Source organism: Pantoea sp. BRR-3P (assembly GCF_039621635.1).
Lineage (GTDB): Bacteria > Pseudomonadota > Gammaproteobacteria > Enterobacterales > Enterobacteriaceae > Pantoea > Pantoea floridensis.
In genome coordinates, this window is the sequence record NZ_CP155066.1 from 1,630,467 (window position 1) to 1,643,697 (window position 13,231).

Genomic DNA, 13,231 nt, shown 5'->3' on the forward strand with positions numbered 1-13,231 from the left:
TTGAGTGGGCATCACCAGAAGGGGCAACTCATGGATGCAGTTAATAAACCCTGGCTGATTACCGTGTCCAATTAAAACAATCCTCAGGCGTTAGACACCATCAAAGTCATTGGTGAACGCTATACCGCAGCGTTGCAGGCGCGTGTTGGCGGCTAATCGCGATAAAGCTTGTGGCACTTATTGAAAATGCCACAAGCGTTTCTATTGATTGAATGTTGATTAAACCTCCTCTTTTTAGCATTTGACGTTTTTTGCTCAATCGGTATGCTCTGCAAAGTCAGGATCCTCCGGCCAGGATTGGTCAAGACGGTTACAGAGAACTCCATGAAAAATAGTGATGATAAAAAGTTGTGCGACATCTTAATCGGCGAAGCTGTTATTGAATTATTTAATGAGGATGCGCCGGTTTCGCGCGCCACGCTCATCGGACAATTAGAGAAAATGCTGCATGCCGCTGACACGCCAGAAAAAAAACGCGTTGCCAGGCTAGCGCTTGAGACGATTAAGACCGGCAGTGAAATGAACAACAATGAGAAATCTGGCGAGGGTGTAATGAGCTTCTTTGCTAAAAACATCGCGGCAGATGATTCCACCAAACACTGACTTCGACAGTGCAGTTCCCCGCTTAATGATTACGTAACTCTCGGTTATATAATGAATTAACAGCAAACAGGTGTACATTCTCTTCTCTATTGCGATAAAGTTAGCGCTGCAAAGAACCAGCCGACCACTTTTGGAAACCAGCCATACGTCATGCGTCAACTATGCCTAAAACGTTAACCACTGAAGCGAAAAGCCGAGAACGGGGCCGCCCGAGAGAGTTTGATATCGACCAGGCCCTGGATAAAGCGATGATCGTTTTTCGGCAAAAAGGTTTTCATGCTGCCTCCATGCATGACCTGGGCGACGCCATGGGATTAACGGCCGGTAGCATTTATAAAGCCTTTAAAGATAAACGCAGTCTGTTTCTTAACGTGTTTGAACGCTACCTTTCGGTGCGCAACGCGGACCTGCGTCAACGGCTGGCGCGGGTTACAACCGGTCGCGAAAAACTTGCTGAGCTGCTGCAGTTTTACCTCGATTCTGCTCGGGCCGTGGAGGGACGAACCGGGTGCCTGGTGGTTGGCAGCGCGATTGAACTGCAGGTGTTAGATGACGACTTGTCGCAGCTGGTGAGTGAGGCGGTGATGCGTAATAAAAACTTTCTCGCTTCTTTACTGCGACTCGGGCAGGAAGATGGATCGGTCTCGCAAAAACTGGATACCGATACCGCGGCAGGATTGATTCTGTGCATCGCCTTCGGTATGCGGGTAGTAGGCAAGATCGCCGATGTAAAAGATGAACCAGAGACCATCAAGTTAGTCATGAAGTTGCTGGATTAACATTTGTCTAATTAGGAGGTGGGCACTTCCTAAATAAGCGAAGCGTGAGGCAGGAGGGCAAGTGAAAGACGAAGATACAGACATTACGGATGATATTCGTGCACTGGTAGGGCGCGTGGTTTCACATATTCTCCGGCCCGATGAGGCGCTTAGCGTACAGGAACTGATTGGTGCCCTGTACCGTTTGAGCTTACGCTCGTCAGACAGCAAGACGAAAAGCGCCTGTGAGAAAGCGATTCGTATTCTGGCCAAAAAACTGCATTAATCCACTCGATGGTGCGGAACATTCTGCTCTCCTGGGCTGAAAGTTGGCACTCCCTCGCCAAACTCAATAAGCGAATTACAGCGGTCGGTGCGCTGTCTCTTTCGCTTTCCACAGCGCAAAAAGCGTAATCAGTAACGCCAGGCTGACATACAGCGACACCCACAGCGTGCTACCCATCTCCTTATACAGAGAGGTAATAATCAGCGGCGCAAAGCCACCTCCGATAATACCCGCTAGCGTATAGGCCAGCGAAGAACCCGCGTAACGCACATGGCTGGGGAACTGCTCGGTCACAAATGCTGCCTGCGGGCCATACATCACCGCATGAATCAATAGGCCAACGATCACCGCCAGCACGATCAGCACCGGTTGCGAGCTGTCGAGCAGGACGAAGAAGACAAATGACCAGACAATCGCTAGCAAAGCACCGACAATGTAGACTGGTCGGCGGCCTAACTTATCTGAAAGCGCGCCAAACATCGGTACGGTAATCGCATTGCCTATCGCGCCCAGCATGGTGGCCATCAGGGCCAGCGGACGCGGCAATTGCAGCACCGTGGTGACGTAGGTCAGCGTAAACACCACCACCAGCGCGTACAACACATCCGAGCCAATGCGCGATCCCCCCGCGATCAGCAACTCACGCGGATAGCGAAGGAACACCTCTTTCAGCGGCGTATGGGTGGTTTTCTCGGCTTGTTGCATCGCGACAAAGGTTGGCGTCTCTTCAACGCCGCGACGCAGCCACAAGCCAAAGGTTACCAGCAGCAGGCTCAACAGGAAGGGAATACGCCATCCCCACTGCTGGAACTGTTCACCGCTTAACGCCACCGTGACCAGCGTGATAAATCCGGTACCAATTAACGTGCCGCAGGAAGGCCCAACCTGTGCGAACGAAGCATTACGCCCGCGTTTACTGGCATCGCCATGTTCCATGGAAAGTAGCACCGCACCAGCCCATTCACCGCCCAGCGCGATACCCTGAATAAAACGCAATGCCACCAACAGCAACGGACTCCAGATCCCCCACACCGCATAGCCGGGCAGCAGGCCCATGAGCGCGGTAGTGACGCCCATAATGACCAGCGTGGTGATCAGCACCGCTTTGCGGCCAGCTACGTCACCCAGATGGCCAAAAATCATCCCGCCTACCGGACGTGAGACGTAACCCACCGCATAGGTGGAAAACGCCAGGATGGTGCCGACGAGTGGATCGAAGTCAGGGAAAAATACGTGGTTAAACACCAACGCGGCCATGATGTTATAAACCGTAAAGTCATACCACTCGAGTGCCGTGCCAATCGAGCTGGCCGCCGCAAGGCGACCGGTTTTGGCGTGGCCAGTGCGCTCGCGTGCAGGGTGCTGCAGTGTCGAATCGGTATTAGCCATGTGCCATCTCCTGTTTGGTTAACTGCCAGCTGAGGGAGTAAAGCTGAGCATCTGCATTCAGCGCCTGTGCGGCGCTGGCGGCGAGGGTTTTACATATCTGCACGTCGCGGCAGGTCACTAGCAGCATGGGATGCATGGGGCGATTTCCCCTATTTTCCCGGGGAAGAGGGGAGCTCAACGTGGTATCTGGCGTTAACAAACGCGAAGCGATATAGCCCGGCGTTTGCTGCACGCTTTTTTGCCAGCCGTCCAGTAATGCAACATCTGTTCCTGACGTAAGCGTCAGCACCGCCAGATGGCTGCCAGTGCCCTGACCATGCTGGTGGGTGATGGCGCACACCCGGCGCATGGGATTGATCATGTTGTTGAGATTCTTCACCGACCATTCCGTCTGACGCGTGAAGGCTGCGTGATAATCCGCGCTGGTGAAGGCCTCAAGCGATTCTGTTTCATACAGACCGAGATACTTCCGCTCCGCCTCTAAGGACTGATAGCGTGTGCCAGAAAGGAAGCCTTTGATGGCAACGCGCTCTTCCACGTGCTCGTGGTCATACCATTGGTTGAAATCCGCTTCATCTGCAGCCTCGATATGGGTGGCGACATACAGCATGCCATGGGGTTGAGTCATGATCAGATACTCCGTTTCAGGGTGGTTTCAATCGCGGCAGCCCAGCTGAGTAATGCAGCATCGTTGCCATGGGTTGAGGACAGCATCAGGCCAACCGGCGCAGCGCCAGGTTGATGACAGGGGAGAGAGATCGAACAGCCATCCAGCATGTTGATCACGCTGGTATTGCGCAGCATCAGCATGTTGACCTGCATGTAGCGCGCAGGATCGTTAAGTTCGTGAAGAGTGGGGGCGATAAGCGGCACCGTGGGCATTAACATGCCATCGAAGGGCGCAATCGCGTTCTCAACGCGCTGTTTCCAGTCAGCTCGCTGCTGGTACAGCGCGCTGGCCTCTTCGTGGGTTAGCAAGCTACCGCGTTTAATGCGCGTCAGGACCTGCGGATCGTAGGCATCGGGCTGAGAATGAACGTAATGCTGATGCCATTGCCAGGCTTCCCAGGCCGTGATACCGCCGCGCGAGTTGATCGTTTCAAGCTCTGCCAGTTCGTGCAGGGGCAGCTCAGTCAGCGTTACGCCCTGCGCACGAAGCTGCCCGAGTGCGTGCAGCCATGCCGCACTGACATGTTGATCAAGGCCTTCCAGCACGCGCGTTTGCGGGATAACGAAATGTGCGTCAGAAAGGCGGCGTTCATCAATGGACAGCGGTTCGTCGGCAATCACGCTATCGAGCAGCCAGCAACTGCGCACGTCATGGGCAATCACACCAATGCTGTCGAGCGACGCGGCCAGCGGCAAGGTTCCGGTTTGATCAATACGACTGGCGCTGGGTTTGAAACCGGTTAAGCCGCACAGCGCAGCGGGAATACGCACGGAGCCGCCGGTATCGGTACCGACCGCCGCCAGACACATGCCATCGGCCACGGCCACGGCGGCCCCGGAAGAAGAGCCGCCGGGGATTCGCTGTTCAGTGCGCTGCCACGGATTGGCGGGCGTGCCGTAATGCGGGTTAATACCAAGACCGGTAAAAGCGAATTCGGTCATATTGGTTTTGCCGACGATGGCTGCTCCCGCCTGGCGCAGCCGTTCTACCATGCTGGCGTTAGACGTTGCCTTTGCAGCATTGCTGAGTAAACGCGAGCCGGCGAGCGTCACTTCGCCGGCGACATCAAACAGATCTTTGATGCTGATCGGCAGGCCATCGATCGCGCTATTTGGCTGGTGCTGTTGCCAGCGCGCGTTCGCCTGCCGAGCTTGCTGCTGCGCCTCGGCCAGATAGGTTTGGGTAAAGACGCGTTTACCTTCGCCGGACTCCGCCGCGATGGCGTGCAGAGCATCAGACACTAACGTTTCGGGCGTGATGTGCCCGGCGAGCAGTTGCTGGCTCGCTTGCCATAACGTTGTCATAGAGGTTCCTCTTAGGCGATGACCGGCAGCGAGCCAGTAATATAGGTATGTTCCAGCGTGCGGTTGAGCAGCGGGTCGTGCAGCGCCATGCGAAACTCGCTCGAAGGGCGAATGCCACCGATCGCGCTAAGCGTGCCGCATGACATAGCAAAACCTTCTTCAACCTGACGATCAGTAAAATAGCGGTTTAATAAATCCATCGGCGTGAGAAGAGCGGATAGGGCGCCTTGCTGATAGGTAATCCAATCACCGTTTGTTTTGATCCAGGCGCGGAGCTCGAGCCGATCCCAATGCGCTTTCACTTCTGACAGGCGCCAGGCGTGTCCGGCGACAGGTTTAATGCAGGCCTGCTTTGATAGCGCCACGCTAAAGGTTTCCAGATGGCGATCGGTGTGGTCTGAGATCAGTGAAACCCAATACTCGCCGCGATGGAAAAACACGAAGGGCTCGGCTTCGCCGGAGGTTTCCTCGCCCACCACTTCCAGGCGTATTTGCTGGCTGAGCTGATTCGTCGCAACGCGATAAAACAGCGGGACCGCACCAGGAGCGGGCACGCCAAGTGCTTCCAGCTCCCTGATATGGTGCAACACGGCTGCCCGATCGCGGCCCACCCAGCCGGCGATAACCAGCTCTTTGACCTCAACGTCCAGTACTGCTGCGTCTGCGTTATCAGTTGTAAAACGTAATTGCATGGTTTGATCTCCATTTGAGAAATTCGTGTGAAATTTCACAGTGATTTCAATCTAGCCATTTTCATGCCAGGTTTTTGTGTAATATGTCTCAGTTACCTAATAAGGATTTGCGCGATGAGTAATGTGATTGCTGAAAATGTGAGCTCGCCAGCCAGCCCAAAGAGTATTTCTCTTAATGAACGAGCCTATCTGGCTTTTAAACACCGCTTGATCACCCTGCGGTACAAGCCCGGGGACTATCTCAACATCGCGCAGGTAATGGATGATCTTGAGATGGGCAGAACACCTATCAATCAGGCCGTGCACAGGCTGGAAACCGAAGGTTTATTGCAGATCATTCCGCGTAAGGGTGTGATGGTGTCGCCGCTGTCAATGGATGATGCGCTGGAGTTAATAGAAGTGCGGCTGGTTAATGAAGCGCTGTGCCTACGTCTGGCGACGCAGCGCGTCAACGCTGCGCAGATTACCTATTTACGGGAAATTAACCAGCGCATTGCCCGCGCCAGTGAATTACACGATCGGGAACAGATGATGCTGCTTGACCGCGAGTTCCATCAGGTGCTGGCGGATATTGCAGCCAATAGCCGTCTGGCCGATATCCTGAGCATCATTCATGCTCAGGCACAACGCTTCTGGGCGACGACACTGTCGAGCGCCGCACATATGAATGAAGTTATTGCTGAACATGAGGCAATTATTGCGGCGCTGGAGAAGGGCGATGCCGAGCAGGCGGAAGACGCGGCACGCATTCATATCTACTCTTTCAAACAGGCTCTGCTGAATAACTGAACGGCCTATTATAATGATTGTGTGCCGGCGACAGTGCTTAACCGAGGGCTGGGCGGGTGAGTGAAAATGCCTACCCAGCAAATAATTAGAAAAATTGTATTATTTCCCTCAGAAAAATCCCTTCTTGTGTCGTATTGATCAAAAAAATAGATTTTTATTTAGGAGAATTCCTAATCGATTTTCTAAAAACCCTCAATGACTTAAGTGAAATTCCAAGAAATTTCCTATAAAAAACAGGAATAAAGCGACAGCGCTGTGCGTTGCTTTACTGATGCGACCTCATATATATTCCCGGCGAAACACACAGGGAAAGTGTGCCTATGCGTGCTTTCCGCGCCATTTTTACAAGGAGTAAATATGAGCAACTCTTATCAGAATGAAATCCCTAAAGCACGTATCAACCTCAAACTTGACCTGCACACCGGCGGCAGTGCGAAAAAAACCGAGCTGCCGCTCAAATTGCTGGTCACCGGTGATTTCAGCAACGGCCAGGAAGATCGTCCGCTGTCTGAGCGCGAAAAAATCAACGTCAATAAGAACAACTTCAACAGCGTGCTGGCCGACATCGCACCTTCCGTTAACCTCATCGTGCCTAACACCCTGGCCGGCGATGGCAGCGAAGAGAACGTGGCGCTTAACTTCCGCGACATGAAGGACTTTGAGCCGGAGCAGGTCGCCCGTCAAATCCCGCAGCTGCGCGCCATGCTGGCAATGCGTAATCTGCTGCGCGACCTCAAATCGAACCTGCTGGATAACGTCACCTTCCGCAAAGAGCTTGAAGCCATCCTGAAAGATCCCGCACTGAGCGACGAACTGCGTAGCGAGCTGTCTGCGCTGGCCACCGATCAAGCCTGATCATCCCCGTAACGGACTATAGAGAGAGAATGCTGATGTCAGTTCAGAATGAAACCCATGCTAATGGCGCAACCACCGTGCTGGAACGCCCGGCGGCAGGCGGCGTATACGCTTCGCTATTTGAAAAAATCAACCTTAATCCGGTCTCCGAGCTGAGCGATCTGAACGTCTGGCAGGACAGCCAAGCGATGTCAGATGCCACCGCTGACGAGCGCGTCACCGCTGCGATGCAGGTGTTTCTGACGCGCTTAAAAATCAGCGGCGCAAAAGTCGAGAAGCTGGATAAAAACCTGCTGGATCATCATATCGCCGAGCTTGATCGCCAGATCAGCCGCCAGCTGGATGCGGTGATGCATCACGACGAATTCCAGAAGGTAGAATCGGCGTGGCGCGGCCTGAAATCGCTGGTGGATAAAACCGACTTCCGGCAGAACGTGAAAATTGAAGTGCTCGACGTGTCGAAAGATGACCTGCGTCAGGACTTTGAAGATGCGCCGGAAATCATCCAGAGCGGCCTTTATCTGCAAACCTATGTGGCTGAATACGACACGCCGGGCGGCGAGCCGATTGGCGCGGTGATTTCTGCCTATGAGTTTGATGCCTCCGCGCAGGACGTGGCGCTGCTGCGTAACCTGTCGAAAGTCGCCGCTTCGGCGCACATGCCGTTTATCGGTTCCGTTGGCCCGCAGTTCTTCCTGAAAGATTCGATGGAAGAGGTGGCGGCCATAAAAGATATCGGCAACTACTTTGACCGCGCCGAATACATCAAGTGGAAATCATTCCGTGACACCGACGACGCGCGCTACATCGGGCTGACCATGCCGCGTGTGCTCGGTCGCCTGCCGTACGGCCCGGACACCGTGCCGGTGCGCAGCTTCAACTATGTGGAAGAGGTGAAAGGCCCGGACCACGACAAATACCTGTGGACCAACGCTTCGTTCGCTTTCGCTGCCAATATGGTGCAGAGCTTCATCAGTAACGGCTGGTGCGTACAAATCCGCGGTCCGCAGGCGGGTGGGGCAGTCCAGGATCTGCCGATCCATCTGTACGATCTCGGCACCGGCAACCAGGTGAAAATCCCGTCTGAAGTCATGATCCCGGAAACGCGCGAGTTTGAGTTCGCCAATCTCGGCTTTATCCCACTCTCTTACTACAAGAACCGCGACTACGCCTGCTTCTTCTCGGCCAATTCGACGCAGAAACCGGCGATCTACGATACCGCCGATGCCACCGCCAACAGCCGCATCAACGCGCGTTTGCCTTATATCTTCCTGCTGTCGCGCATCGCGCACTATCTGAAGCTGATCCAGCGTGAAAACATCGGCACTACCAAAGATCGCCGCTTGCTGGAACTGGAGCTGAACACCTGGGTGCGCACGCTGGTCACCGAGATGACCGATCCGGGCGACGAGTTGCAGTCTTCACATCCGCTGCGCGATGCGAAAGTGCTGGTGGAAGATATCGAAGACAACCCGGGCTTCTTCCGCGTCAAGCTGTTCGCCATCCCGCACTTCCAGGTGGAAGGCATGGACGTGAACCTGTCGCTGGTGTCGCAGATGCCGAAAGCGAAAGCGTAAGGGCGGAGATCAGGGATGAAAACAGAGCAACCACTTTGGGGCCGGGGCACCATGATCTCGCCTCAGCACTTTCAGCAGCAGTCTGCCTGGCAGGCCTGGCAGGGCGAATGCATCGCGCGTATGGGCCTTAATCAACCCTGGGGCGTGCTGCAGGCGGAGTTTGAGCCAGAGGCGCTGAAACTCGGGCGTTTGCAGCCGCGCCATCTGCACCTGCGATTCAGCGATGGCACGTTGGTGGATACACAAAACGCCGATCCGCTTCCCCCCACGCTAACGCTTGAGGCGGAGCAGAAGGAAGTGACGGTTGTGCTGGCGCTGCCGCAGCTCTACGCCAGCGGCGGCAATTGCCTGCAGGAAAGCGACGTGGCTGAACGCCCGGTGCGTTTTCGCCAGCGTTGGCGTGATGTTCGCAATCTGTTCGGGGATGACACCCGGCAGGTGGCGGTATTGCAACCCGAGTTGACGCTGCGTTATGCGCATCAGGACAACAGCGACTGGCTGACCTGCCCGGTGGCTCGCCTGCAGCAAGATGCGCAGGGTGACTGGATGCTGGACGATAAATTCCTACCGCCGCTGCTGATGATGAAGTCGAGTCCATGGCTTATCACCGCGTTGGATCTACTCATAACACAACTAGATGCACGGCTGGCACGCTTGATGGCGATGCGCCGCGAAAGCAATCAACGTATGGCCGATTTTGCCGTTGCTGATGTGTCATTGTTTTGGCTGTTGAATGCGCTTAACAGCGCTGAACCGGTGCTGGCCGATTTTGTGCGTCATCCGCAAAGTCCGCCGGAGCGGCTCTATCCTGAGCTGGCAAGACTGGCGGGCAGCCTGCTGACATTTTCGCTGGAGCATCAGGTCAGTGCCATTCCCGCTTACCGGCATGACAGCCTGAACGACGTTTTTCCGCCGTTGTTCAGTTTGCTAGGTACGCTGCTTGAAGCCAGCCTGCCGTCGCGCATGGTGGCGATTGAAATGACCCACGATCGTCGGCTGCGTCAGTGGCATGCGCGCCTGAATGATCCCCGCCTGCGCGAAGAAGCCGATTTCTATCTTTCCGTACGTTCTCCACTGCCGGTGGTCCAGCTGCAAGAGCAATTCCCGCGCCAGTGTAAAGCGGGTAGCCCTGATGACGTCATCGCGCTGGTCAATAGCTCGCAGCTGGGTATCCCTCTAAAACCGCTCAGCCACGTTCCGGCTGCTATTCCGCTGCGTATGGAGAATCAGTATTTCTCACTGGATCTGTCTCACCCGGCGGCACGAGCAATGCTGGAGAGCGGTAGCTGCATGTTTTACGTCCCCGGCACGCTGGGTGACCCGGAACTGGAACTCTTTGCGGTGCTGAGATCATGAGTACACCCTCACAAACCATCGACATTGATGCGCTGCTGCAAAATACCTGGCTGCAGGTAATCAGCCTGCGGCACGGGCCAGAATTTACTGAAGACGGAGGACTGACCCTTTGGCAACGCTGCGTCGCAGATGCCGAGCATGTGCAGCGTGTGCTACGGGAAGCGGGTGTGAGTCGCGAGGGTTGTCATGACATTCTTCTGGCTCAGTGCGCGCTGCTGGATGAAGCGGTAAAAGGGCGCGGGGTGCAGGATGATGCTTGCTTACAGTGGTATCACATGCCGCTGCAGGGGCACTTTCTACAGACCATGGACGCGGGCGAAACCCTGTGCGATCGCATGCAGCAGGTGCTGGCCCAGCCCGAAGCGGATCCGCTAGTGCTGACCTGCTTTCATCGCGTGATGCTGCTGGGCTTTCTGGGTGGTTATGCCTCTGCAGATGCGCCCGCCCGTCAGCACTTGATGATAGCGCTGGCTAAACGCGTGCCTCCCTTCACGCGCCCAGCAGATGCGCCTTTGCTGTCGTTGGCACACGGTGGGCTGAGCATGGGCTGGTTAAGCCTTTGGCCAGTGCGAATTGGACTGACAGCACTGCTGCTGGCGGCACTGTGGTGGGGCCTAAACCACTGGCTGGATCACCTGATCACAACGCTGTTGCCTGGAGTGAAAGGATGACGCCGTTGCTTCAGCGCTTACTGGCGCTCTGGATATGGCTGCTCGCCGCCGTGTTGTGCCTGCTGTTTCTACCGGTGGCACGCAGCTCCGCCATTCTGCTTTTGCTGACCATTACGCTGATTATCGGCACAGTGATGTTAAAGCTTTCAAGACGCCGCATAAAAGCAACCGGCCAGTTATGGAGTGATTTACCCGCTGCGACTTACCGGCATCCGGTGGTGCTGTGCTGCGGCGATCATGGTCTGTCTGAAGCGGAGCCAGTACGTCTTTTGCCGCAGGGTTGCTTTATTCGCGTAGTAGATAGCAGCGAACTGCAGCACAACGTGCGTCAATTATTGCAGATGCGTCCCGGCTGGGGCTGCCAGATTTCCATCTGTATGAGCATCATTCCGCAGCAGCAGCATGACAACGCAGTGCTGGAAAATGAACTCTTTGCCCTCCGCTGGCAAATTGCGCTACTGCGCCGTGAAACCTGCCAGGCACTACCGCTGCTGATTAATGTGGCGGTTGCTGGCGCGATGACCTTGTGTACGGCTCCACTCTGGCAGGTGCAGCTGGCGGAAAGGCGTCCACAAATCTGGCTGGATGATGCCTCACCGCGCGGCTTAGATGAATGGATGCAGGCGGGCGGCGCAACAGCGATGCAGCAGTATATCCTGCTCAACTCACTGGATGCGTGGTTACGCCAGCATGTGCTGCGTGTACTGACAGATTCGCATACCGACGTCGCCTCAGTGAAACCCGGCGCTATCATGATGCAACTGCAACCCGGCACACTGGATGCGGAGCACGATTCGCTGTGGCGTGCATGGCTGCTGCTGCACACCACGATCGCCAGCGCCGGTTCTGCTACTGACGCTGCAACCATTCTTCCGGAGTTTGTCCTTCCGTTGCTGCCGCAAGGCCGTGGCCTGACGCCACGCATGCGTGCACTGCGCATGGCGCTTAATGCATTCGCAGTTTCTACAGCTATCGCCCTATGTGCGGTTGCCATGAACAATCAATCGTTGATCCAGCGCATCGCGTTTGACCTCGGACATTATTACCGCATCGCCATGACGGACTACGCGCCAAAACTGGCGGCGGTTGAGGTCCTGCGTGATGACGCGAAGCAGCTAGATAAGTATGCACGGCAGGGTGCGCCATTACGGTTTGGGCTAGGCCTTTACCAGGGCAGTTATCTTCACCTGCCCGTATTGCGTGCCATCGGCACCTGGCTGCCAGAACCCAAACCCATACCTGCGCCCAAACCTCAACCCACGCTGGTAAGACTGAATGCCATGTCGCTGTTTGATTCGGGCAAATCCGTCCTGAAAACGGGCTCAACCAAAGTGTTAGTTAACGCACTGGTTAACGTTAAGGCGAAGCCAGGTTGGTTGATTGTGGTAGCGGGCCATACCGACGACACCGGCAATGTGTTGCTGAACCAAAAACTCTCACTGAAGCGTGCTGACGCAGTCCGCGAATGGATACGTGATACCGGTGATGTGGATGAGAGTTGTTTTGCGGTACAGGGGTTTGGCCAGAGTCGCCCGATGGCGAGCAACGCAACCGCCGAGGGGCGCGCAGCAAACCGGCGCGTTGAGATCAGTCTCGTGCCTCAAGCTGACGCTTGTCAGGCACCGGGCGCTTTCCCTCCGTCATCACAGGATGGTGACGGTAATCATGAAGAAAAGGAGTAACACATGGCAATTCCCGTTTATCTGTGGCTGAAGGACGATGGCGGTGCGGACATTAAAGGATCGGTGGATGTACAGGACCGTGAAGGCAGCATCGAAGTGGTGGCGCAGGAACACAACCTGTACATCCCGACCGACAATAACACCGGCAAGCTGACCGGCACGCGTATTCATACGCCGTTCCTGCTTACCAAGGAGATCGACTCGTCCAGTCCGTATCTCTATAAAGCGGTAACCACCGGGCAGACGCTTAAATCGGCCGAGTTCAAATGGTATCGCATTAGTGACGCAGGCCAGGAGGTCGAGTACTTCAACACCAAGTTGGAAAACGTAAAGGTGGTGAAGGTCAATCCGTTGATGCACGACGTTAAAGACCCGTCAAAAGAGAAGCACAACCATCTTGAGCAGATTGAGTTGCGCTACGAAAAAATCACCTGGACCTACAAAGACGGCAACATTATTCATTCCGATTCATGGAATGAGAGAGCGACAGCATAACGGCTGTAGGGGCGGTCCCAGCGGACCGTCCATCTCGTAGGGTCGCCATTCATGGCGACCAAAACGCGTACCGCTCTAGATGCCTGATGATTCCATCTTCGACG

The 13,231-nt window shown here is 55.2% G+C and carries 14 protein-coding genes; 10 read left to right on the forward strand and 4 right to left on the reverse strand.

What is annotated here, in order from left to right:
• Window positions 1-324 precede the first annotated feature (324 nt).
• From AAGR08_RS07495 to AAGR08_RS07505, 3 genes are all read left to right on the forward strand, one after another.
• The gene (locus tag AAGR08_RS07495) at window positions 325-603 is read left to right on the forward strand and encodes a hypothetical protein (RefSeq protein WP_345829349.1); all 279 of its coding nucleotides are present in this window, start codon (window positions 325-327) and stop codon (window positions 601-603) included.
• Between the two features lie 236 nt (window positions 604-839).
• Window positions 840-1,382, forward strand: a complete 543-nt coding sequence (locus tag AAGR08_RS07500; RefSeq protein ID WP_345829872.1) for a TetR/AcrR family transcriptional regulator — start codon at window positions 840-842, stop codon at window positions 1,380-1,382.
• 61 nt (window positions 1,383-1,443) lie between these two features.
• A complete protein-coding gene (locus AAGR08_RS07505; RefSeq protein WP_097096992.1) occupies window positions 1,444-1,647 on the forward strand; it encodes a hypothetical protein in 204 nt (67 codons plus the stop codon).
• A 75-nt stretch (window positions 1,648-1,722) separates the two neighbouring features.
• On the opposite strand, the gene AAGR08_RS07510 is transcribed toward AAGR08_RS07505, so the two are convergent.
• The 4 genes from AAGR08_RS07510 to AAGR08_RS07525 are packed head-to-tail and all read right to left on the reverse strand — an operon-like array spanning window position 1,723 to window position 5,702.
• Window positions 1,723-3,036 (reverse strand): MFS transporter, encoded by a 1,314-nt coding sequence (locus AAGR08_RS07510; RefSeq protein ID WP_097096993.1) that lies wholly within the window; start codon window positions 3,034-3,036, stop codon window positions 1,723-1,725.
• On the reverse strand, window positions 3,029-3,664 hold the full coding sequence (locus AAGR08_RS07515; RefSeq protein WP_345829350.1) for a hypothetical protein: 636 nt from the start codon (window positions 3,662-3,664) through the stop codon (window positions 3,029-3,031). The genes AAGR08_RS07510 and AAGR08_RS07515 overlap by 8 nt, the downstream gene beginning before the upstream one ends.
• A gap of 2 nt (window positions 3,665-3,666) precedes the next feature.
• On the reverse strand, window positions 3,667-5,010 hold the full coding sequence (locus AAGR08_RS07520) for an amidase (protein ID WP_345829351.1): 1,344 nt from the start codon (window positions 5,008-5,010) through the stop codon (window positions 3,667-3,669).
• A gap of 11 nt (window positions 5,011-5,021) precedes the next feature.
• A complete protein-coding gene (locus AAGR08_RS07525; protein WP_345829353.1) occupies window positions 5,022-5,702 on the reverse strand; it encodes a DUF2848 domain-containing protein in 681 nt (226 codons plus the stop codon).
• Window positions 5,703-5,816: 114 nt separating this feature from the next.
• Here AAGR08_RS07525 and AAGR08_RS07530 point away from each other — a divergent pair, with 114 nt between their 5' ends.
• The 7 genes from AAGR08_RS07530 (at window position 5,817) to hcp (ending at window position 13,127) form a co-directional block, all read left to right on the forward strand.
• The gene (locus tag AAGR08_RS07530) at window positions 5,817-6,491 is read left to right on the forward strand and encodes a GntR family transcriptional regulator (protein WP_345829354.1); all 675 of its coding nucleotides are present in this window, start codon (window positions 5,817-5,819) and stop codon (window positions 6,489-6,491) included.
• A gap of 357 nt (window positions 6,492-6,848) precedes the next feature.
• On the forward strand, window positions 6,849-7,346 hold the full coding sequence (tssB, locus tag AAGR08_RS07535; RefSeq protein ID WP_345829355.1) for a type VI secretion system contractile sheath small subunit: 498 nt from the start codon (window positions 6,849-6,851) through the stop codon (window positions 7,344-7,346).
• 29 nt (window positions 7,347-7,375) lie between these two features.
• The gene (gene tssC, locus AAGR08_RS07540; RefSeq protein ID WP_345829356.1) at window positions 7,376-8,923 is read left to right on the forward strand and encodes a type VI secretion system contractile sheath large subunit; all 1,548 of its coding nucleotides are present in this window, start codon (window positions 7,376-7,378) and stop codon (window positions 8,921-8,923) included.
• Between the two features lie 15 nt (window positions 8,924-8,938).
• Window positions 8,939-10,279 carry a type VI secretion system baseplate subunit TssK gene (gene tssK, locus AAGR08_RS07545; RefSeq protein WP_345829358.1) on the forward strand — a complete coding sequence of 447 codons (1,341 nt, stop codon included), beginning with the start codon at window positions 8,939-8,941 and terminating at the stop codon, window positions 10,277-10,279.
• Complete coding sequence (gene tssL, locus AAGR08_RS07550; protein ID WP_345829359.1) at window positions 10,276-10,950, forward strand: type VI secretion system protein TssL, short form; 675 nt, start codon at window positions 10,276-10,278, stop codon at window positions 10,948-10,950. Before tssK ends, tssL begins: the two co-directional genes overlap by 4 nt.
• Window positions 10,947-12,632, forward strand: a complete 1,686-nt coding sequence (locus tag AAGR08_RS07555) for an OmpA family protein (RefSeq protein ID WP_345829360.1) — start codon at window positions 10,947-10,949, stop codon at window positions 12,630-12,632. The genes tssL and AAGR08_RS07555 overlap by 4 nt, the downstream gene beginning before the upstream one ends.
• Window positions 12,633-12,635: 3 nt before the next feature.
• Window positions 12,636-13,127, forward strand: coding sequence for a type VI secretion system effector Hcp (hcp, locus tag AAGR08_RS07560; protein WP_097097003.1), 492 nt, complete (start codon window positions 12,636-12,638; stop codon window positions 13,125-13,127).
• The last annotated feature ends 104 nt before the right edge of the window (window positions 13,128-13,231 follow it).

Coding starts and splice junctions, on each gene's coding strand:
- tssK (WP_345829358.1), top strand. CDS start 8,939: ATGAAAACAGAGCAACCACTTTGGGGCCGGGGCACCATGATCTCGCCT.
- AAGR08_RS07525 (WP_345829353.1), bottom strand. CDS start 5,702: ATGCAATTACGTTTTACAACTGATAACGCAGACGCAGCAGTACTGGAC.
- AAGR08_RS07510 (WP_097096993.1), bottom strand. CDS start 3,036: ATGGCTAATACCGATTCGACACTGCAGCACCCTGCACGCGAGCGCACT.
- tssC (WP_345829356.1), top strand. CDS start 7,376: ATGCTGATGTCAGTTCAGAATGAAACCCATGCTAATGGCGCAACCACC.
- hcp (WP_097097003.1), top strand. CDS start 12,636: ATGGCAATTCCCGTTTATCTGTGGCTGAAGGACGATGGCGGTGCGGAC.
- AAGR08_RS07555 (WP_345829360.1), top strand. CDS start 10,947: ATGACGCCGTTGCTTCAGCGCTTACTGGCGCTCTGGATATGGCTGCTC.
- tssL (WP_345829359.1), top strand. CDS start 10,276: ATGAGTACACCCTCACAAACCATCGACATTGATGCGCTGCTGCAAAAT.
- AAGR08_RS07515 (WP_345829350.1), bottom strand. CDS start 3,664: ATGACTCAACCCCATGGCATGCTGTATGTCGCCACCCATATCGAGGCT.
- AAGR08_RS07520 (WP_345829351.1), bottom strand. CDS start 5,010: ATGACAACGTTATGGCAAGCGAGCCAGCAACTGCTCGCCGGGCACATC.
- AAGR08_RS07495 (WP_345829349.1), top strand. CDS start 325: ATGAAAAATAGTGATGATAAAAAGTTGTGCGACATCTTAATCGGCGAA.
- AAGR08_RS07530 (WP_345829354.1), top strand. CDS start 5,817: ATGAGTAATGTGATTGCTGAAAATGTGAGCTCGCCAGCCAGCCCAAAG.
- tssB (WP_345829355.1), top strand. CDS start 6,849: ATGAGCAACTCTTATCAGAATGAAATCCCTAAAGCACGTATCAACCTC.